Raw genomic sequence first — 22,492 nt, forward strand, 5'->3', positions numbered from 1 at the left:
TTTCCCTTTCTATGTATATATAACACTAGGTAAAACACTTGGACCATCTACAAGTTCAACGAAAGTTTTACCTGCCTCATTAACATACGCATTGTTTTTTATAATGTGAATTATCTTAGTTGCACTCTTACCACACAAATTATTTTTTATAGTTATATATTGTTGCCCAATTATTCTTTCATCATCTGGATATACTACTGCTACCAAACCAGAAGTGAAATAATATCCATGTGCCTTCAACAACATATAAACATCCTTCACTACCACTACTAGGATATTCCTTTTACTATTAATATCCAATATATTTTCAGAATTCTGCATACCTTCAGGAACAACTATCATTGAAACTCCTTTTTCAACAAGGCGATTTAACAAATTCATTCTTTCATTATCATTTACTAAAACAACCATTTCATTTGATTCTCCAAATGGCAATAATTGTTCTTCTGATAGTACTCTTAATGGCTCATCAACCCTATTTTTTAATGGAAACTTATGAGAATCTCCGATTATAGGTATATCGTGTATATTACATCCAGCACAGTATTCATATACTTTTGAATAAGTTTTATAAAATAATTCCGAAATACATTCTTTGCTTTTACTTCTTACTGCATTAACCATCATATTATATGATGAATTATAAAAATCCCACTCTTCTTCTCTGATTTTGTCAATATGAACCTTTAGAACATCATCAATTACTCGCAATCTGTCATTTACTATTTCGATTAGTATAAAGTAATGTCCATTCTCTATTTTTACCTCAAGTATGCGGATCAAATTGTACCTTCTAAGGAACAGCAAAACATAAATATTCCAATTCCTATCAGCTTCGCTTATCGGAGAATCATCAAATATGTCGTCGTTTGCATAATTAGGCTTAATAGAAGTATCTATAAACACTCGGTTATTGGACGATCTGACAGATTGAGTGTTGTTATATAAGCTATCCCATCTTCTCCATATTTTTTTCGTCGTTAATACTCGCTTTTTAATTCTATCTTTTCCAATAGTCTCATCTCCTGGATGCAAACACATTATACTTAAACACGGTAAGTGATCTCGACCACCTCTTCCTAATTCTTGATAATATGTGTTAGCATTTTGCGGAATATATGTATGAATAACTGTTCTAACATCTCCTTTATCAACTCCAACTCCAAAAGCTGATGTTGCAACCATTATTTCATATTGGTCATCGACCCATTCTTCTATTAATTTTTTTCTCTGAGCAGAGCCGGTTAACCCAGTAAATGTCCGTACATTTTTAATTCCCGAATTAGATAAAAGCGTCTTTATATAGTCAGCATCGATCGGACGAGCAACGTAAATTATCATTGGATGAGGTAATTTTCTTACTAATTCAACAATATCTTTCTCTTTTTCCTTATTACTCTTTGCTCTAACCACACAGTATCGCGGTTCATGTCTAAGTGCATCACATCTCACTTCTATCCACTTGCCGTTCACTTCAAAGAAATCTTTTAATGTCTCAATACATCGGTCCTCAAAAGTTGCGGATAGCAAAATAGTGCGTAAAGATGGATTTGTCATAAGCAACATATTTCGCCAAGATTCTAAGCACTGATAATCAACTCTAAAAGTTGCACCCCAATCTACAACGATATGCGCCTCATCTATTATTATATTATTTAAATATCTACATTTATTGGCTTCTTTTATAGCCTCTGCAAAACTAGGGTTCTCCAATAATGCTTCCGGTGAGATGAATAATACTTTGGCCTTCTTATCTTTAATAGCTTTTAAAATTGGGCCAGCATTCATCCCGCTGGAATATGAAAAGATTTCATTATCATTGTCATCTCGTTTAATAACTTGCTTTGTTACTCGAACCTGATCAATTGCCAATGAAACAGTAGGTACTATAACTATTGTTAATCTATCTTTTTGATATGAAATCGTCTGCGTGACTAAACTCTTTCCTCCTCCTGTAGGCAGTGAAACGAGCGTTGTATATCCCTCCGGTGTATTCAAAGCTCCATAAACAGCTAACTTTTGATCCAAAGATTTAAAATGAGTATATCCTGTCATTGCATAAATCATAGGATCTGTAAGCAGATTACTATCAGGCGCTACATGTTGTTCAGAAACAGTTCTAATAAATGCTTCGTTTACAAATTTCTCATTTACATAGCTTGGTAGTTGAAATGATGCAAAGTATTTCTGATCAATCTCATCAAAGGCAATTCCATATTCATTGTCATCTAAGAAGCAATCTTTCTTAAATTTTATCGCTGTGTCAAACGTTAAAAGATAATCACGTAATGCAAGCAAATAATCATCTTTATATACCGACTTCTCAAGATACAATTCATATGCTCTTGTAAGTCGCTTCACTGTTTTTAAATAAAATTCTTCTCTAGAGTTCGTTCCACTTTCAAAGTCTATTTGAATAGAATTGATCTCATTGTTCAAATATTGACTTACCAAGCAAGTTATCGAATCCTTATTCATCATCTGCTCCAATCATCATTACAAACGCTGCTGATTCCAAGTGAATCTTTGGTCGCTTAATTGCATCTAATATTATTGTTTGTGTTGCCTTAAGCGATTCAATTCCCTCATCGCTTAGTCCGTAATATTCACTATTTGCCACTCGTGCAGATAACGTTCTTTCCATTTCTTCTCTAGCACCTTTTATATTTGATCTTCTTTTGAATATTTCGAGCGCCTTATTATATGACTCTTTTCTTGATGAAACTATAAATTCCTCCCAATTTTCTCCACCATATTTTTGTTTAAACCAGTCTATGTTTCTTCCTGCAAACTCATCCTTCAGAAACTGAGCCTCTCTGCTCCTCTTACCTAAATGGACGATTTTTGATTTAATAAAGCCAATATTAATTATCGAAAGGTACTCTCTTACTATTTCTTCATCGGATAATGAATCATCATTTGAGATTGTAATAGGAGAAATAACTTGCTCAGATAATAAATAGTTTCGATATGGGCTCATTGCATAAAGTGAAACTCCGTTATCCAGCATGTATGCATTATTAGGTGCAATAGACCATGTAAATATTAATCCACACCAATTAACTCTGCTTCTTACTGCAAATGCACTTGCACATCCTTTACAAGATTTCATAGCATTATCTACAATACAATCAAATACTTCATCTCCTGGCGCAAAGAAATGCAGATAATCATTCTCTATTGCTAACTTTCTTGAAAAAGTTCCTCGTATTGCTCTATCCTGAGATTTTCTTGAAATACTTTTATCATATGATGCTTGAACATCTATTAAAAACTTGTTTTGCTCAGAATTTAAATAATCATTCCATCGTGGCGGAATTAGCTGAGAATTAATAGCTGATTTCGGCGAAAACGATGTAGCAGAATATGATATTTCTGTATTTTTCACGTTTCCATGAAATCCAGCTAAACTTGCCCAGTTTGACATGGTCATTGCAAATAACTCATTTTCATTCTGTGCATAATACTCAATTAATCTTCTAAGTTCAGAATACATTGGCCTATAAATAAATCCCGCCGCATCAAAATTCTGCTCTTTTCTAATTACGTCACGCATTGAGTTTGCAAGATCTACTATTTTAGGAATTCGATTAAACAATCCATATTTAAAATCTTCCTTAATAGCAGAAACAATCTCATCATTAATATCTTTCATGATGATTTCCATTCCACTCAATGACTGATTAAATATTTGAAGTCCATTCTTAAAGAAACTAAATAATGCATCCTCAAAAGTATCTATGGTATGAACAACAACAGAATATACAACTGGTCTAGACATATCTCTTTCCAGACGATCTAATCGTCCTATTCTTTGCTCAATCGCACTTGTATCCCATGGCAAATCAATATGTACAATATAGTCAGCACACTGAAAATTTCGTCCTTCACCACCTGTATAATCGCATAACATTATTCGGCACTCTGATTGTGTTTGAAATCTATATGCATTTAGTTCTATTGCTTCCGCCTCCATATCTGCGCCAAAGAAACTTACTTCCTCTTCAGGAAAAACATGTATAAGAGCTTCTCTATACGCTCTAAAAGTTTCCTTATAATTAGTGAATAAAACTACCTTCTTATCGTATAATTCATCAAATAACGCATCTAGCACAACAACTAATCTTGAAGAATAACTCTCACCATACTGATCCGGATCGTTTAAAGCATCTACGATATTGTCTATATTATACTGTTCTGTTTCTAACCATTTTCTCGCATTTTCAATAATTTCTTCTCCTAATCCAAGCTTGGATGCTCTTTCAACAAAAGCCCATGGCGAACTAAAAAATGCTGATAATAATGGTCTTATATCTACATCAACATCCGCTGATCCCACTTCTAATTCATGGATAATCCAATTTGATAACTCACTGTATGTAAGATATTCATATGAATTTTTTTCATTGTCTGCAGAATACGTTATTTCTACAAGGTCCCGAGTCGCCATTAGTTTTTCTTCTTCATCTTCTGACTCTAAAAGCTTTCTTCTATTCCTGATGATATTGCTCTCAATCTGATAATTACTACAAATATATGAAATAATTACTTTAATTGAATAAACACCTAGGTCCTTATCAGCAAAATTTATTCTCCCAAGAAACTCTAATAATTTTTCATCATCTAATTCATCGCATATTTCCTCTAAATCATCATGAATTTCTGCAAATAATTCTTTACAATCTTCAGATTCATGCGCATCTTCCAGTTCATCTTTGGCGTTCTCAATTTCTTCTTCTAAATCCTCCAAATCATCTAAAATCAGCGCAGTTTTTTGAATAATTCTGCTTTGCTTACTAATTAGCTCTCCGAATCTTTCGACACTGTAATTGTCATATTTAAAAGGCAGAAGCAGTCTTAATAAATCCAAATACTCTTCTTTTTTTTGCTGAACTGGAGTTGCACTTAAAAGTAATAAATTTTTAGCATTCTTACTAATTGTATGTAGTTTCGCATAGTCATTCATTGAAAACAGATATTTGTGAACCTCGTCAATAATGACAAAATCCCACATTTTACTTATATTATTGCTAGTTATTTCATCCAGCGTCTTAACCTCAACAAAGTTATTGTTCGCACCAATACCCACAAGTATATTAAATTTTAGTAACAGCTCTGATTTCCATTGAGCTTTTAATGCTTCTGGCACGATCACCAATAATTTTGTATTACTCTGATTTATTGAAAATATTTTATAAACAGAAATGGCTTCAACAGTTTTTCCCATTCCAACTTCATCGGCTAACATATATCTGCATGGAGACTCCTGGAGGCATCTCATAATAGTGTTGACCTGATGTGGTAATAAGTAAATTTTTGATCCGGCAAGTTCCTTAAAACCATAAATAGAGTTCTCTAAAATATTCATACTTTTAGAAACAACAGCTCTGCCTAAATACCAACACGGATTCTGAAATTCATACCTTTTCAGCTGTGTACATGGATCTATCTGTCCATTGTTAAAGGATGCAATAATATCTTTCTCACAGACCTTATATATACTCTTATCTTTTAAATTTTGAATATAATAGTAGTAATATTTATCTTTACTTTTCTGGTTTGAAAGAATTCTGTGATTAATTCCTTTATAAACGACCGTAGATCCAACAAACAAGCTGCACCTCTCTACCACCCCTTCTGGAATTTCAATTGTCCCCTTTGATAGATCCTCAAAAAATATCATATATTGAAATGGATCATATATTTTAACCGATACGGTACGTTTAAATTCATCAACTTTTATTATATGCCCACAAACGAAAATTCGTGGTTCTGCCATGCTTTCTTTATCTGCAGGGCATCTAACATACATTTTTGTATTAAGCATAATCGGTCTCCATTTTATTTATTCTATATTGGCGTAATAAGCGACACATATTTCGCGATTAGTACAATATTTACACCATAAATTAGTATCACTGCGGAATTTAATTTCTTTAAGATTTTCAACAGACAAGTCTTGGTCTATCTTATCTTGATTAACATCCGGAAATTTGTCCTTTAAAACATCTTGGTTGAACTTTTTAGGATCCTTTAACTGTTTGTATATGAAAAGTTCGCGTATCATCATATATTTTCTATTTTCTTCTGATAAAACAGAAAAAGACTTATCTTTATTTAATCTATTTCTTACATTGTTGATAATATCTATTCGATTGACATTCAATACAAATGGGAAATACTTCTTTATTTCATCATAGATTTCATTTAACTTTTCCAGCAAAAGAATTTCACTACAAGGTAACCCTTGCATACTTTCTTTGGTTTCATTTTCTAACCAAACTTCCAAATACTTGACCAACAAAAAGTTATCCTTATAAACGGTATTCCCTTCTGATAGGGTTTCGAATAAAAATCTTTGTTTGCAGATTCTATACCTGTAATAATCGTAAGAAGTATATTTTCCCACAGAACCTACTTTAAAGTTTATATCTGAGAAATCTTCTAATTTGTTTTTTATACGTTTATCTATATTCCTTTCCTTTTTAATTCCAAGGATTTTTAACAAATAATATGGTTCTCTTTCTTGATCTCCATCTCGTTTTACAAAACTTAATTTGTACTTTCCTCTATTAAATTCTAACCCGTAGATTAACGCATATCTTTTAAAGTTCTTATACTCTTTTCTAGCTTTAACATATACTTGATATTTCCAATCTACTGGATTCTGTGCAACTTCAAAGAACTCGCCCGTTAAAGGCCAAGAGAATTCACCATTTTTTACCGAATTTATATCTTCATCAGTCAAACATGCAAAATGAAGGATACTACTTTCCTGTTCCTTTACAGTTCGCAAAACATCACCATCAATTTGTTCAAAGTTACGTACAATCCAATTGGCGCTCTTTCCAGGTTTTGTTTCTTGAACTAAATATAATGACATTGTGGATTTTAAGCATTCAAATGAAGCGGATGCCTCAATGTTCTCCACTTCATCTAATCTGCTAAGCACTCTATTAATAATGTCTACAAACACTTCTCCAAGTTCTCTATCTTCTAGAATTTCTTCTTGCAGATATTTTTTTAGTCGCTTATAAAATGCCTTAAAATTATTAGGTCTTTTTTCAAAGTCTTCATAAAAGAATGATGCTAACTCTTCTAAATTATTTAATGCCATCTCTAATTCATAAAGTTCACCTAAAGATACTGCATAATATGAAATATGACTAACATATTCCTGGCGTTTATCATCTGATAAATACTTACGATTTTTTCTTACCTTTTTTATTCTTGTAAGCATGTCATCAACAGAAATGCATCCCTCAAATAATGCTTCCATTTTTCCAAATGTTGACGCCAATCTCCCAGGGGTCTCTTCTTCAAGAATTCCAGCACTTAAGCACTCTCGAATATCATTTAAATCTGAAATCACAGTACCATTTGCACTTGAATCCCACATGTTAGCTACTGCAATAAAGAAATGACCTAATGGATAATTTAAAAATTGTCTTTCTCCAAACTGTTCTGGAAAATACACCTTCAAAATATCGTTTGCGGAACTATCTGCTGCATAGATTTGCTCATTCATTGCCAACATAGGATGCTCTGGGTCTTTTCTCTCTGCAGCCTCAAAAACTCGAGCTACGTATCCTGCAAATTCTGTCATATTATCAAATTCGATTATTTTATATGGCTTCTCTACAGAAAAATCTTCTTTTCTTCCCGAAAGAAGTTTTCCCATATTTTGTGCCAATACGTTGCCTTCATAGCTAATTGAACTGCTATCTATAGGATGAAATTCATCTCCTTTATAATCTATTATTTTGCAATCAAAAGACGAATAAATGTCAACCCATGTTTGATATACGTTCTTGTATTGTTCCTGATAATTGAACAATAGAATTACTTTTTTATATTTACTTATCTCCTCAATTGTTCTTAACATTAAAGGTGAAAATTGATGAACTCCTTGAATAACAATATGATCCAAATCCTTCACTTCCACTTCGCCCTCAGAATTAGAATTTTTTCTCGCGTTATTCATAGCTTTGGAAAGAGCAATATTAATCTCTTCTTCTGTAAAATTTTCTTTTAGGAAGAAATCTTTTTCTTTCTCGGATTCAAGTATATTTTTGAATACTGCAACAATATATCTTTGCTCTGGAGTAAGATATTCATCCACTATATTCTGAGGAATCATCCTTAATTCAAACATTGTTCTTATGCTACTGAACACTTCATCTCGATTAAATAAAAATGATTTTCTAATATTATCTAACTCTTCATCTGTCAATCCTATTTCATTACTTGAATTAATAATAACATTGTCTATATCCGCATGTTGCTTTACTGCGCATGAAGTGCTTGTCCAAAATTCATATAATGAGTCAGTCAAATTTTTTATGGTTGTTACTCTGCCTATCTGAAAAGACTTGCCATATATACTTTTCAATCCATTTACAAGAGTCTGGGACACACAAAAATAAGGGCAATTTGATATTTCATCCCAAAATTTTTCTTTGTTTATTTTGTATGGATCATGATAAGTGTAAATAATAATTGACATTTTATTCCTCCAATAGTGATGCCCAACTAATATGTGGTGTACTATCTAAATTATTAATCCAAATACAGCTTCTAATCGCTCTAGTAAGTGCTACATACAAAATTCTTGATTCTTCTGCTATTTGCTCATCGACCTCAGTGCTTTCACTATAATTTGAATTTCGTTCTCTTATACCATTTTCAAACAACACAGTATACGACAATTTATTATCATCATAATTTGCCTCCAACTTTACCTTTTTGGTATCACTAATATCCTCGTATGTGTAAGGTAAAATTACAGTTCCATACTCCAATCCTTTTGACTTGTGTACTGTCGTACAAATCACATGTACACCATCGTCGTCTACTTCTGTAGATCTTGACAACTGTTGTTGTCCTGTTAAAATATTTATTCCTAAGTACTCAATAACTTGACTTAATGTCAGAGCATCTATTCGAGAAAACTTAATCATGCGTTCCAATAAGTATTCATAATTAGCTATGTACATCCTCTGTTTGTCTGGAACTAAGCTATAATTTTCCCATGGTTGTAGAGTATCAAATATTTTCTTCAGTACATATAAAATAGGCTGGCTATACACTTCTGATAAGACAGAATTCCATGACATTCCCATTCTTCTCTCAAAGAATTCATCTAGTACCCCTGTCAATAGTTTAAGTTTTTCCTCTTCCGATATGCAATGCATTTTAGTATAATCTAATTTAAGGTTTGTATAATTTGATTCAATAAAATTAACCAAATATACTGGACTTGTATTATGACTTATTGCAAGAACAATTTTGTAAAGGTCTAAAGTTGATGGCAATTGAAACAAATCTCCACCCGTACTGATTTCAATATTAATATCCCTTTTTGTTGCAGCATTAACTACACTTTCAACTTGCCAATTGCTTCGAACCAGAATAGCTATTGTTCGTTCTTCCTTACTTAATGTCTTTGTTTGCATCAAATTTTCTATTTTAGCCTTTTCCGACAAAATAATATCATTTAGCAATTCCAATATTTTTTCACTGTCCTTACCATGACATGGCATACAAATCATTAATTCATCTTCTTTTGCATCGGTAACTACATCACTTACAAGCTGGTCATCTTCTCTTGTATAAGGAAGTATTTGTCGTGATCCCATCAAAGAGAATATCCTATCAAACAATTTAAGTAGTCTAGCATCTGTTCGATAATTTCTATTTAGTCTATAATGGCTCCATTCGTTTTCTTTTCCATTTTGCAACCTCTGAAAAGCATTTAATTTTGCACCGCGAAATCTATAAATACTCTGTTTTAAGTCTCCCACAACAAATAACTTACATTCTGTATTTATACTTTTTTGTAATTTCTGAAATACTCCAATCTGAACATCATCCGTATCCTGAAACTCATCAATAAACATATACCTTAGTTTCAAATTTTCAAGTTTATCACATCTCATTGATAGTATTTTATTCAGTTCAATTAAGCATTCTTTTAAATCAACTTTATTACTTGCTTTCATCATTTCTAGATAGATTGCTTCTGCTGGAAAAACAACTCTTATAAGTAAGTCATTAAAATATGGAATATTATTTTCTACTGTCACACCCATTTCTTGTACTTTTATCTGTTCAAAATTGATACTCCTATCGAACAATCGATCAGCCACATTCATTAACTTTTTCTTTAAATCATAAATTGGTATGGGAAACTCATTTATAAAATTTGAATTCTCCCTTTCTCTCTCATCTAAATATTCACCTAAGAAAATGTCATAAGAGCGTCCTCTATCATATTCATTAGACGAAATTCTAAAATTTGTACCTAATCCTGTATATAAAGACTCACCTCTCATTATTCTTATTCCAAACTTATGAATCGTTGATATATTAGCACGGTCTATATCTTCTACATGCTTTAAAAATCTTTCATGACCTGTTAATACAAAGTAATTGATGAACATCTGTTTTAACCGTTTCTTCATGTTAATAGCTGCATCATTTGTAAAGGTAACCATTGCAATTTCTTTAGATATATCTGATATCGGATTACTCTCATTGTTACATAAATAAGCAATTCTAGAGACCATTAAAAAGGTTTTACCGGTTCCCGCTCCAGCTTCAACTAGAATGTCTTTTTCCATAGTGGCATGTTCAACTTTATACTGTTGTAGATTAAATGATGAACACTTAGCCAATACCTCTAAAGTTTTATGAAAAGCTAAACTTACATTTCCTTCATTTATGCATATTTTCTCATAACATTTACTTTCTAAAGACTTCACCCAATATAATTCAAAATTAAAAATTTTGAAGCAATCTTTATCATGTGATAAAGGAATACCCTTATCAAAACCTATATGTAAATTATTCTTTTTATAATCAATATTACGCTGTTTTAAAGCACAATTTAGAGAACTGAGTATTTCTTCATAATAAGTTTGTGTATTTACAAAAATAATATTTTTTACACCTAAAAAATACTCGTCTATAAGAGAATCTATCTCTATCTTTGAAATAGTTACCGGATACACAAGAAGCCTTGAATAAGGTAAAACTTTATTCTCTTCATTAACTGCTTTTAATCCCGCTTCAAGATTTCTTCTTATTCTCAGCATAAGATCATAAGAAAAATCAGAATGTGGAATTACATTATTGATGTTATATACTTCTTGAATCTTAATATTCAGTATATCTTTATCTTCAAGATCCTCTTTAAATAATGTATATTGTTCTTCAGAAATAATGTTTAACTTGGTTTCGTAATATTGCTCTCTTGATATAAACGGATAACAAACCATATCTAAAACAAGTGGGCTTACATTATACATACTACTTATCTTATTAAGGATTGAAAATCTATACGCTCTTGCCTGTTTTTTGGGAGATCCTTGTGGCTTGTCATATCCCTCAACTTCTATATTGTCCACACCATTAACAGTTATTTTATCAGGCGCCCATCCTTTAACCTCAATAACAATAATGCCTCGATTTTCTGTCATAATACAGAAATCATATTCTCTACCATTTATTTCTCTTTGGTTGTATACAACTGTGTCATTTGATAAGTATTCGCATAAACTATCCCAAACTTTTCCTTCACCTTTATAGGAAGGCTTTACATCTATCATCTTAGCCATATTCTTAATCCCCGTTGTTAATTATCATCTTTATTTTTATTCGGACTAATATTAACAATGTCATCTATATTATAGACAAGAGCAAATTTTAGCCATTACATCTACTGTAACATTCTCGTTATTTTCTAATTTTACCATTGTTCTAATTCAAATATATACAAGTTCTTTTAGATCTTTCTTTTTCATGTATAAATCTATAAATAATTAAAATAGTTTTTTGCAGGAAACTCTTTTTCCCTTTTGAAAAACAAATCCAATTACAAATTAAAATAATATAAATTTTATTATATCACACAACTTCTTTAATTTGGTCTTTTATTTCTATTTATGCAACTAAAGCAGTATCTAACCCTTAATATGTTGCTTTATTAAACACATATACATCAAAAAGATTTTTCAAGTTTTGTAACTCTCTATTCAATTCAACCTCCTTATTTAATACGTATAAGCTTCTTTATATCATTGTGCCAAACTATATACAGAGTTCTTGTTACATTCAAAATCAAATTTATAATTTACTTAAACAGTTCATCTTTAATCTTTATTTATTAGCAATTCAAGGTAGAATCAACGCATTTTGAACACTATCAAACTCTTCTACAAGTTGCTCTTTCTCCTTGCCTTCCCAAGCTTTACTTGAAACGTATTCTAAAACAATAACTTGAAAATCATTATATTTTTTTATGTATATACCTAATAAATTCAATTAAGATGTTTACCTAGTATCTTTTATCATCTCTTTCACCTATTAAATATAATATTTTACATTATTTTACCATAGATGCGACAAAAAAGATAGTAAAATGCTAAAAAATACGTAATATCAGAACAATATCACAAGTTGATCGTTACTATTCGCAGTTAATTTTTTAAGTATATTCATTTTGTGTTATTCAGATGTCTTTAACACGAGTAATCTCATCTTTTAAAGTTTTGAGATTTTTCACTATCGCTCAGGATGGAAAATCTTTATGTAACTATAAATAGCAACAATTAATCGTAATTTTATTAAAAATCTTTTACTCCCACTCTTGACAACCACCCCCTACTCATGATATAACACCGTTATATAACAGTGTTATATTTCTTTCAAAGGAGGTGTCAAACATTGGATGAATCTACTCAAAACCGCATCCTGGATGCCGGAAAAGCAGAATTTCTGGAAAAAGGCTTTAAAAACGCTTCGCTCCGCAGCATTGCTCAGAAGGCAGGGGTTACTACCGGGGCTATATATGGGTATTATCCTGACAAGGAGGCTTTGTTCGGGGCTCTTGTTGAGGGACCTGCTAAGTATCTGAGGGATTGGTATACTTCGGTGCAGCTTGAGTTTGAGAGGTTTCCTGCAAAGTATAAGGAAGAGCAGATGCATGATTATACGAGCAGGGCTCTGGATGAATTTGTGAATTATATTTATGATCATTTTGATGCGTTCAAGCTGGTGGTATGTCATTCTGCCGGAACTGAGTATGAGTACTATATTGACAGCCTGCTGGAGATAGAAATAGAACACACGCAGAGGTTCATAAGTGCTATGCGCAGTCTGGGACATGATATACCCATAGTTGAGGATGATATGAACCACATTCTTTCCGGTGCTTTTTATTACGGCATATTTGAAACGGTGGCACATGATATGCCGAGGGAGCGGGCGTTGGAGTATGTCAGGATTCTGAACAAGTTTTACAGTGCCGGATGGGATACAATTTTAGGGCTTAATTAGTCCTAAATTTTTTAGCAATAGGTTAGTTTTCGCTAACCAAATACATGATCAGGAGGAATTATATATGAATCAGGATTCAAGGGGAACAGTATCGTGGCTGTGGGAATTTGCATCCCCTCACAAGAAAGGATATGCTGCATCGCTGGTATTTGCCACATTGGGTGTGGCGTGCGGGATGGTGCCGTATTTCTGTGTGGCACAGATTGTGATTGCACTGCTCAGCGGTGAAGCTGCAATGAGCTTTTACGGTTTTTACTGCATCATTGCTGCCGGGGCATGGCTAATGCGTTATTTGTTCCACGGGATTTCCACTACCTTGTCTCACAAAGCTACATTTGCGGTAATATCAGAGATCAGGGTGAAACTGACAAAGAAACTCACCGTACTTCCCATGGGATATCTGCTGGACACTCCGTCGGGTAGACTGAAAAACATATTGGTGGAGCGTGTGGACAGCATAGAGACTACTTTGGCTCACGTTGTACCTGAAATGGGAGGCAACGTCCTTGTGTCTGTCGCCACCGTGATATATCTTTTTGTACTGGACTGGCGAATGGCGCTGGCTGCTTTGGCTACACTGCCCCTCGGTATATTATGCTACCTGGGCATGATGAGAGGATATGAAGAGCGCTTTAAAAATTATGTTGAGAAAAACAAGCGCCTCAATGATGTGGCTGTTGAATATATAGGCGGCATAGAGGTTATAAAGGCATTTAATCAGTCGGCTTCTTCTTATGAAAAATTTACGACTGCGGCAAGAGAGGCAGCCGCTTCTGCCATAGACTGGATGCGCTCCACACTTCCGTTTTTCTCTACGGCAATGTCTGTGTTCCCTGCCGTGCTGGTAAGTGTTCTGCCGATAGGAACCCTGCTATACATGAACGGCAGTCTGCCTGTTGATACGTTCCTTGTGGCAATCATTCTGTCTCTCGGTGTTATGGGACCGCTCATCACAACCATGAGCTATACGGATGATATAGGCAAGGTTCATACAATCGTAAATGAGATTACAAGCATACTCACACAGCCCGAACTCAAGCGTCCTGCTGCCGATGCGGGTGTGAACGGTTATGATATCAATCTTGAAAATGTAAGTTTTGCGTACAATAAAAATATGGAAAAGACGGAAAAAGCGGTGCTGAAGGGAATCAACCTCAAAATCCCGGCATGCGGTGTAACTGCTCTGGTTGGTCCTTCGGGCGGAGGCAAATCCACTATCGCCAAGCTCATTGCGTCACTCTGGGATGCAGGCAGCGGCAAAATAACAATAGGAGGCACCAATGTACAGGACATACCTCTGTCTCAGCTCAACAGCATGGTGGCATACGTCGCTCAGGACAATTACCTGTTTGATGAAAGCATACGTGAAAACATCCGTATGGGCAAGCCTTCGGCAAGTGATGAAGAGGTGGAGCAGGCTGCCCGTCAGAGCGGATTCCACGATTTCATCATGCAGCTTGAGCACGGATATGAAACCTCTGCGGGCGGTGCAGGCGGTCATCTGTCCGGTGGCGAGCGTCAGCGCATAACTATTGCCCGGGCTATGCTCAAGGATGCCCCGATTATAATTCTGGATGAGGCTACGGCATATACAGATCCGGAGAATGAGGCTGTTATACAAATGGCTGTATCAAAACTGGTGGAAGGCAAGACTCTCATCGTTATTGCTCACCGTCTTTCTACGATCACCGATTCGGATAATATCGCGGTGATAGATAACGGTCGCGTATCGGCACAGGGAACACACAATGTGCTGCTGGAAACATCTTTGCTCTATAAAAATATGTGGGTTGCTCACAGCTCTGCCAAGGACAGCATGGATACGAATGTACAGGAGGTACTTGTATGATAGGTATATTCAGAAAATTCTTTAAGTTCAGCGGTGATCAGAGCCGTTTGTTTTATCAGTCCCTGGGACTTTCACTGATACATGCGGTATTTGAGGCACTGAGGATTCCGGCAATTGCCATAGTGCTTGAGGCTGTCATAGACGGAAATGTAACCATGCAGACTGTGTGGTCAGCTCTCGGTGTCATGCTCATAAGCATCGCAGGCTGTGCTCTCACACGCCGCAGCTATACCATGAAGCAGACCGTCGGCGGATACACCGTAGCCACCGACAAGCGTGTGGAAATAGGCGAACGACTGAAATACATGCCCATGGGATACTTCAATGACAACAGCATCGGTGACATAACCTCGATCACAACCAACACTGCCGAAAATCTGCAGGATGTTGCCACAAGAGTGATTATGCTCACCACTCAGGGCATACTGACAACGGCCATGTTTACCCTTGCAATTTTGTTCTATGACTGGCGCATAGGTGTGCTGCTCATACTGGGTATCGCCGCATTCTTCGGCATCAATGCTCTGCTGCAGAAAAAATCGCACAAGGTTTCTCCTCTCAAGACTAAATCTGATACGCGTCTGGTTACATCTGTTCTGGAATATGTACAGGGCATAGGAGTGGTGCGTTCATACAATCTCGACAAGGAGGCCAACAAGACGGTTGACCTTGCCATAAGGGAAAATGAAGAAATAAACATAGGTCTGGAAAAAACATTTGTACCGTACATGTGTCTGCAAAGCATAGTGTTTAAGCTTTTCGGCATTGCCATGATTTATCTTGCGGTGTCTCTGTATATCAGCGGAGCCATGGAGCTCATAAACTGTCTGCTGCTTGTTATTTCGTCATTCATGGTGTATGCACAGCTGGACTCTGCGGGAAATTACAGCTCACTCTTAAGAGTGCTGGATCTTTCCATGGATAAAATAAACAAGGTGTTTGAAACTCCTGTCATGGACATAGACGGTAAGGCAATCAAGCCGGAATCATGCACCATAAAGGGAGAAAATGTAGACTTCCGATATGAAAACAAAAAGGTAATAGATGATGCTTCCTTTGTAATACCCGAGGGTACTACGACTGCCATAGTTGGACCGTCAGGCGGAGGCAAGACAACCCTCACGAGTCTCATGGCACGTTTCTGGGATGTGGACAGCAGCAAAATCACACTGGGAAATATGGATGTGCGTGATTACACGCTGGACAGTCTGCTTGCAAACTTCAGCATGGTATTTCAGAATGTATATGTGTTCTTTACAAAGGTACAAACGATAATAAACCTAGAACTGGCTACCAACCTAACATAATCGCCGCCCAATTAGACAAGGGGCGGCGATTTATTTTGGAAGCTGGTACTTCGGGACAACACCTCGAACTTGGCCCGAAGTCGCCGGGTTTGGGGCGGCCTGCCCCAACAAGCAATTTTTGAGATTTGCCCGCAAGAGAAAATCTTAAAAATGTGCAAGTGTCAATACACTTGCCCTGCTTGCCGTTTAGCGACTCCTCTGAAAAAGTTACACAAATAAAGAAAAGTGCAGACCTTTTCTTGCTCTGCGTTTTTCCTCTATTTTATCTTTCTTATTTAGTTCTTGTGACAATAAACTCCATTTAGTATGTTATCATTACTATTCTGCATTTTCTCAACTTGGATAATAATTGATGACCATAAATATAAGCAAAGTATCTTGTTTATTGATGTAGGTATGACCGATAGAGGAATCAAATACGAGAGAATCCCCTACGTTCAATGTGTAATCACCAGCTTCTGTATGAAGCACCAACTCGCCTTGAATAATGTAAATATATTCTTGGGATTTTTCAGAATGGCCGATGGAGGCATTGGAAGATTGTGCATCTAGCTCTACATAGAATAGTTCAAAATTCCGAACAGGAGTATTTGTAAAATAGCAATATACTCGATAATGTTCCGTTTCTCCGGTTTGCATAACCGAATCGGTCTTTCGTATGACAGTTGCTTCTTTCTCAATTCCATCCATTAATTTTGTATATGGCACATTTAATCCATTAGCAATTTTCCAAATAGTATTAATTGTTGGATTGCTGTTGCCTTTTTCAATGTCTGAAAGCATGGCTTTACTTATTCCAGATATTTTTGATAGTTGTCCTAATGTTAAATTGCGCTCAGTTCTTAATTCTTTAAGATTGAATGCAATAATTTTTCCCAGTTCCATAAAAATCCCCTTTCTTACTTGACTGATAAATCGAACGGTTGTATAATATAAATTACAAAGCGTCGAATTGGTCAAACAAACGTACACTATAATATAAGTTATTATAAGCAAAATCTTGAAAATAATCAAGAACATTAGGGAGCACTAATATATGAAAACAAAAGCATTTAAGGCAGCATTGCCTTATACGATACCAATTTGTGTAGGATTTCTTTTTCTTGGAATATCTTACGGGTTCCTTATGAGTAGTAAAGGTTTCTCCTTTGTATATCCCATGCTTATGAGTTTTTTTATCTTTGCAGGATCAATGGAGTTCGTAACAGTAAATTTACTGCTTTCTGCGTTTAACCCGCTGTACGCATTTGTCTTAGCATTGATGGTAAATGCCAGACACTTATTTTATGGTATTTCCATGCTGGAAAAATATAAAAATGTTGGGTGGAAAAAGCCATATCTAATTTATGGAATGTGTGATGAGTCTTTTGCAATTAACTGCACCGTTACTCCACCCCCTGATGTAGACAAAGACTGGTTTATGGTTTTTGTTACCTTACTCAATCAAATTTATTGGGTGGCGGGTGCGACCTTGGGAGGGCTTTTGGGACACATTATACATTTTGATACTACAGGTATTGAGTTTGTGATGACCGCACTATTCGTTGTCATGTTTATCAATCAATGGGAAGAAACGAAAAACCATCGTTCTGCTTTTACAGGACTTGGCTGTTCCCTAATCTGCCTACTGATTTTTGGAAGTGAGAATTTTATATTACCGGCTATGGCGCTGATTATTTTATGTTTTTCTTTGTTTAGAAAGAAAGAAAAGGTGGTGTCATCATGACAACAATGCAAAGTATTTTCACTATTATGGTTGTGGTCTTAGGTACACTGCTGACAAGATTTATTCCATTTATTATTTTTCCTGAGGGAAAGACGCCTCCTCCTTATATTACATACTTGGGGACCGTGTTACCTTATGCAGTCATTGGTTTGCTAGTGGTATTTTGTTTGAAAGATGCAGTGTTTACATCATTTCATGGTTTTCCTGAAATGATAGCAATTTTCTTTATTGCTATTCTTCATAAGTGGAAAAAGAATACACTGCTAAGTATAGGGGGTGGAACTGCTCTGTATATGTTTTTGGTACAAACTTATTTTCTCTAGTCCTGCCCTTAAAGGGTTAATATTAAGAACTACAGAAATAACATAAATAATAATAGAATTTTTATAGGAGGATTTGAAAATGGAAAAGAGACTTTCAAGAGAAGAAGCGTGGGAATTATTGACTGAATACACAAAAACTCCAGCCTTGCGAAAACATGCACTGGCTGTCGAAGCAGTCATGTGTCACTTTGCTCGCCTGAATGGAGAGGACGAAGAAGTTTGGGGTGTTTCCGGGTTGTTACATGATTTAGACTACGAAAAATTCCCGGAGGAGCATTGCAAGAAAGCGGAAGAAATTATGAGGGAACGAGGAATTGATGAACTCTATATTCGCGCCATGAACAGCCATGCATATGGTATCTGTACTGATTTAAAGCCAGAAAGCCAGCTAGAAAAGGTGCTGTTTACCATTGATGAATTGACAGGTCTTGTCAATGCACTATGTCTTATGCGCCCCTCTAAGAGTGTGCTGGATTTGGAAGTGAAGTCTGTCAAGAAGAAATTTAAAGACAAGTCTTTTGCAGCTGGCGTTAATCGAGATACTATTCGCAATGGTTGTGAAATGCTTGGTATGGAATTGGATGAGGTAATCAAAGAAACGATTGAGGGCATGAAAGAAAGAGCACAGGAAATTGGCCTAAAAGGGAAATAACCCTATTTGACGTTGCCCTGCGGTAATAAAAAAAACCGCATTGAGGCAAGGTGCTTTCATGTGCCTAAATGAAAGATGTAACTCAACAGCGGTTTTGATAAAAATTCAAAGCCGCTGCTTTCTATGTCTTGAAAGGTTTTGTATGTAAACCATTGGCAAAACATAGCGGTTTTGAGGTAGGAGGATTTCTATGAGTATAAAGCCGCTATTGCTTGTCTTTGGGAAGCCGCCAATATACTGTGGCGGCAATATGTAGCAAACAAATTTCCACCATATAATTTCAAAAATTTATATCAAAAAATGAGCGGGCATTCCGCTCATTTTTCATTCGACACCTTTCTGGGTTTATCCCTCAAAGGTGTTTTTTTGTCCTCTTTTTTGACCGCAATTATCGAGGATAAACTTTTCCGCTTCGGGACAACTTGGCCCGAAGTCCGGCCCCGCTGTCGCTCTCCCCCTCCATTTCGATTTGCCCCGCAAAAAAATCGAAATGGAGGAACGCCCTATGGCAAAAATTAATCTGCGGGATTTTTACCCGTTTTATAATACCGACCTTTTTATTGAGATACCCGATGAAGTGGAATCCGCCCTTTTGGAAGCGGAGCGACTGGAACGGAACTACATTAGCCGCCGCTTTTACAATAAGGCTCACTACTCTTTGGACGCAGGCGATGGAATTGAAAATGATATTCTGTTCGTATCACTTACTCCCTGCGAACTCTATGAGCGCAAAATGACAGCCGAACAATTACAGGCTGCTATGGCTTCTTTGCCGGACAAGCAGGGAAAACGGATTTATGCCCATTACATACTTGGCATAAGCAAATCAGATATTGCACGGGCCGAGGGAGTAGATGAAAAGGCTGTCAGAGTTTCTATCGAACGAGGACTGCGGAACATGGAAAAATTTTTGAAAAACTTATAATTACCCGTTCTGAATTTGTCCTCTGAATCTCATGGCTATTAGAAAGAAATTCTTTTCTTTCTAATGCTCTTTGACAACTGAATACCGATGATTCGGATACTTTCAATCTAGGGGGAGCCGAGCCGCAGGGTACGCCATGACCGTCCGTTGAAAGGGGGAAAGACCTAAACGGAGCGTGAGCGAAAAATATCAACTGCGATAGGGCGGAAATGGCAAGCCGCCCGGCGATAATCTCTTGATTGGTACATTGATACTTGCGGTTTGAACGCTTCACAGCATTGGCCGCCACGCCATAAGCATGGAGTGAGGTGAAATTTCTATGAGGGTGGTTGCCGCCATCCGTTCGAATAATCGTTTATATATAGGGTGTACCGCTCCGGGTTTTTCTGTCTGATGACAGCCCGATCCGTTCCGGTGCGGTACGCCCCCTTATTTTAATAAGAAAATCGAAATGGGAAAAATAATATCTATTGGCTTCGGGACAACTTGGCCCGAAGTGTGAGGTAAGACCAAAGGTCAGCATTTGCAATTTGTATAATGCTGACCTTTCGTGTTTCCCCACGGACAATGGGAAACTAAGTTACTGGACTATGCTAATAAGGAGGTTTGAAATATGCAAGTACAAAAGTATCACAAGGAAACAAAAACTGTGCTGTTTCAAGGCAGACAGGTTGTTATTGAAAATCTAACGCCTATGCTCCCTCCAAAGCTACGGGAGCAACGAAAGAAAGAAATTGAAGAACGACTTTTTGAGGTGTTTGTCAAGTACCAGGGAAAGGGGCGTTAAACCTCCACAACCTTGATGTATAGGGCTTCCGGCGGTATAATACAGATAAGGTTGGTAGCTCTGTTCCCTAATATGGAAGGAGCTACAAAATGGAAAACAGAATCGACGCTATTTATGGAAGGCAATCCGTAGACAAAAAAGAGAGTATCAGCATTGAAAGCCAATTTGAATTTTGCCGATACGAATTAAAAGGTGGTGAATGTAAGGAATATAAAGATAAGGGCTACTCTGGCAAGAACATTGAACGCCCCGATTTTCAAAGACTTTTGACAGACATTAGAAATGGCCTTATAAAAAGAGTGATTGTATATAAACTGGACAGGATAAGCCGCTTTATCGTGGACTTTGCAAAATTGATGGAGATTTTCAAGCAATATAATGTAGAGTTTGTATCCTGCACAGAAAAATTTGATACCTCAACACCAATGGGCCGGGCCATGCTCAATATCTGTATTGTTTTTGCACAGTTGGAACGTGAGAGCATACAGCAAAGGGTACAAGACGCTTTTTACTCTCGTTGTTCAAAAGGCTATTATATGAGGGGTAGACCCGCATACGGTTTTGATTTAGAGCCTATCGTCATTAACGGTATAAAGACCAAAAAGCTAGTTGAAAACGAAAGCATGAGTTATGCCCTTTTGATGTATGAAATGTATGAAGTGCCGGAAGCCTCTTATGGAGATATATCTCGACACTTTGCAAAACATAATATACTTGTATATGGGAAAACACTCAAACGAGGATTTATAGCACAACTATTGAGAAACCCTGTGTATGTTCAAGCTGATATGGATATTTACGAGTATTTCAAAGCACAGGGCGTAAAAATAGAAAATGACGCTGAGGATTTTACTGGAGAGTTTAGTTGTTATTTGTATCAAGGCCGTGAGGGGGAAGAAAAAATACTTGTACTGGCTCCCCATGAGGGAAAAGTATCTTCCCGTCAATGGCTAAATGTTCAGCATAAGTTATCACAAAATACCACGTTCCAAAATGGTCGCAAATGCCATCATACTTGGTTGGCGGGAAAAATCAAATGCGGTTGTTGTGGCTATGCCCTTACGAGTATCAAAGGTCAAAACGATGTTACATACTTTCGGTGCAAGCAACGCTTAGAAAACAAAAGTTGTGAGGGTGCGGGAACTCTTACAAAGCATGTTTTGGAAGATTCCATCTATAATGAGATGGTACAGAAAATGCAAGAGTTCCAAACGCTGACTGGTGGGAAACAAACAAACTATAACCCAAAGCTGACAACTGCCCGTGCCGGACTTGCAAAAATTGAAAGTGAGATAGAGAAACTACTTGATACGCTCACAGGTGCAAACCCCACTTTATTGAAATATGCGAATAACCGCATAGAGGACGCACAAAGACAAGCACAAACAAAACTGATTGCAGACTTGTCTGCCAATTCGGTTTCATCATCGCAAATAGAACTTATATCGGGATATTTGAGTAATTGGGGCAACGTGGAGTTTGATGATAGACGACGAGTAATTGACGCACTGGTTAATCAAATACAAGCTACAAGTGAGCATGTTTCTATACAGTGGAAAATATAAACCTTTTACGCTTATCATTG

At 36.2% G+C, this 22,492-nt stretch carries 15 protein-coding genes; 9 read left to right on the top strand and 6 right to left on the bottom strand.

The features are described from left to right. Nucleotides 1-9: 9 nt before the first annotated feature. From HZF24_RS12460 to HZF24_RS12480, 5 genes are all read right to left on the bottom strand, one after another. Nucleotides 10-2,478, bottom strand: a complete 2,469-nt coding sequence (locus HZF24_RS12460; RefSeq protein WP_179238657.1) for a DEAD/DEAH box helicase — start codon at nt 2,476-2,478, stop codon at nt 10-12. Further along, complete coding sequence (locus tag HZF24_RS12465; RefSeq protein WP_246346126.1) at nt 2,471-5,812, bottom strand: SNF2-related protein; 3,342 nt, start codon at nt 5,810-5,812, stop codon at nt 2,471-2,473. The genes HZF24_RS12460 and HZF24_RS12465 overlap by 8 nt, the downstream gene beginning before the upstream one ends. A gap of 33 nt (nt 5,813-5,845) precedes the next feature. Then, nucleotides 5,846-8,506 carry a hypothetical protein gene (locus HZF24_RS12470; RefSeq protein WP_179238659.1) on the bottom strand — a complete coding sequence of 887 codons (2,661 nt, stop codon included), beginning with the start codon at nt 8,504-8,506 and terminating at the stop codon, nt 5,846-5,848. Nucleotide 8,507: 1 nt separating this feature from the next. After that, a complete protein-coding gene (locus HZF24_RS12475) occupies nt 8,508-11,618 on the bottom strand; it encodes a UvrD-helicase domain-containing protein (protein WP_179238660.1) in 3,111 nt (1,036 codons plus the stop codon). A 556-nt stretch (nt 11,619-12,174) separates the two neighbouring features. After that, nucleotides 12,175-12,324: a hypothetical protein gene (locus HZF24_RS12480; RefSeq protein ID WP_179238661.1), complete on the bottom strand. Its 150-nt coding sequence runs from the start codon at nt 12,322-12,324 to the stop codon at nt 12,175-12,177. 402 nt (nt 12,325-12,726) lie between these two features. Between HZF24_RS12480 and HZF24_RS12485 the strand changes: the two genes are divergently transcribed. From HZF24_RS12485 to HZF24_RS12495, 3 genes are all read left to right on the top strand, one after another. Further along, complete coding sequence (locus HZF24_RS12485; RefSeq protein ID WP_179238662.1) at nt 12,727-13,338, top strand: TetR/AcrR family transcriptional regulator; 612 nt, start codon at nt 12,727-12,729, stop codon at nt 13,336-13,338. Nucleotides 13,339-13,402: 64 nt separating this feature from the next. Then, a complete protein-coding gene (locus HZF24_RS12490; RefSeq protein ID WP_179238663.1) occupies nt 13,403-15,187 on the top strand; it encodes an ABC transporter ATP-binding protein in 1,785 nt (594 codons plus the stop codon). Beyond that, nucleotides 15,184-16,494 carry an ABC transporter transmembrane domain-containing protein gene (locus HZF24_RS12495; protein WP_179238664.1) on the top strand — a complete coding sequence of 437 codons (1,311 nt, stop codon included), beginning with the start codon at nt 15,184-15,186 and terminating at the stop codon, nt 16,492-16,494. The genes HZF24_RS12490 and HZF24_RS12495 overlap by 4 nt, the downstream gene beginning before the upstream one ends. A gap of 333 nt (nt 16,495-16,827) precedes the next feature. On the opposite strand, the gene HZF24_RS12500 is transcribed toward HZF24_RS12495, so the two are convergent. Then, a complete protein-coding gene (locus tag HZF24_RS12500; RefSeq protein ID WP_179238665.1) occupies nt 16,828-17,379 on the bottom strand; it encodes a helix-turn-helix domain-containing protein in 552 nt (183 codons plus the stop codon). 151 nt (nt 17,380-17,530) lie between these two features. Between HZF24_RS12500 and HZF24_RS12505 the strand changes: the two genes are divergently transcribed. From HZF24_RS12505 to HZF24_RS12530, 6 genes are all read left to right on the top strand, one after another. Beyond that, nucleotides 17,531-18,220 (top strand): AzlC family ABC transporter permease, encoded by a 690-nt coding sequence (locus HZF24_RS12505; protein ID WP_179238666.1) that lies wholly within the window; start codon nt 17,531-17,533, stop codon nt 18,218-18,220. After that, nucleotides 18,217-18,543 (top strand): branched-chain amino acid transporter permease, encoded by a 327-nt coding sequence (locus tag HZF24_RS12510; RefSeq protein WP_179238667.1) that lies wholly within the window; start codon nt 18,217-18,219, stop codon nt 18,541-18,543. Before HZF24_RS12505 ends, HZF24_RS12510 begins: the two co-directional genes overlap by 4 nt. 79 nt (nt 18,544-18,622) lie before the next feature. After that, on the top strand, nt 18,623-19,195 hold the full coding sequence (locus HZF24_RS12515; RefSeq protein ID WP_179238668.1) for an HDIG domain-containing metalloprotein: 573 nt from the start codon (nt 18,623-18,625) through the stop codon (nt 19,193-19,195). 505 nt (nt 19,196-19,700) lie between these two features. Further along, nucleotides 19,701-20,120: an RNA polymerase sigma factor gene (locus tag HZF24_RS12520; protein WP_179238669.1), complete on the top strand. Its 420-nt coding sequence runs from the start codon at nt 19,701-19,703 to the stop codon at nt 20,118-20,120. A gap of 613 nt (nt 20,121-20,733) precedes the next feature. After that, the gene (locus tag HZF24_RS12525) at nt 20,734-20,907 is read left to right on the top strand and encodes a hypothetical protein (protein ID WP_179238670.1); all 174 of its coding nucleotides are present in this window, start codon (nt 20,734-20,736) and stop codon (nt 20,905-20,907) included. Nucleotides 20,908-20,996: 89 nt separating this feature from the next. Continuing rightward, nucleotides 20,997-22,472: a recombinase family protein gene (locus HZF24_RS12530; protein WP_179238671.1), complete on the top strand. Its 1,476-nt coding sequence runs from the start codon at nt 20,997-20,999 to the stop codon at nt 22,470-22,472. The last annotated feature ends 20 nt before the right edge of the window (nt 22,473-22,492 follow it).

Origin of the sequence: Sedimentibacter hydroxybenzoicus DSM 7310 (assembly GCF_013403245.1) — a bacterium.
Taxonomy (GTDB): domain Bacteria; phylum Bacillota; class Clostridia; order Tissierellales; family Sedimentibacteraceae; genus Sedimentibacter; species Sedimentibacter hydroxybenzoicus.